1 protein-coding gene is annotated in these 461 nt (G+C 58.8%); it reads right to left on the bottom strand.

Going from position 1 to position 461, the window contains the following annotated elements; all coding sequences use genetic code 11:
- Positions 1-461: cbb3-type cytochrome c oxidase subunit I (locus A3754_RS06865; RefSeq protein WP_197468531.1), on the bottom strand; the 461-nt coding region annotated here is incomplete at both ends.

Raw genomic sequence — 461 nt, forward strand, 5'->3', positions numbered from 1 at the left:
ACGTTGTCTTCACCGCGGCAGTCGCGTTCGGCACGGACGGTTTTATAGACATTGACGGCCATCAGGATCATGCCGCTGAGGAAGATGATCCCGCCCAGCAAACGAATGATGTAGAACGGATGCCGCTCGACCAGCTCCTGCACGAAGTTGTAGGTGAGGGTGCCGTCGGTGTTCACCGCGCGCCACATGAGCCCCTGCATAATGCCGGACACCCACATGGAGGCGATGTAGAGAACCGTACCAATGGTGCTGAGCCAGAAGTGGGTGTTGATCCAGGAGATGGAGTACATTTGTTTGCGCTCGAACAGGCGCGGCACCATCACATAGGTGGCCCCGATGGTGATCATGGCAACCCAGCCCAGGGCGCCGGCGTGTACGTGGCCGATGGTCCAGTCGGTGTTATGGCTGAGCGCATTCACTGTCTTGATGGCCATCATCGGGCCTTCGAACGTGCTCATGCC

Source organism: Alcanivorax sp. HI0083 (assembly GCF_001635175.1).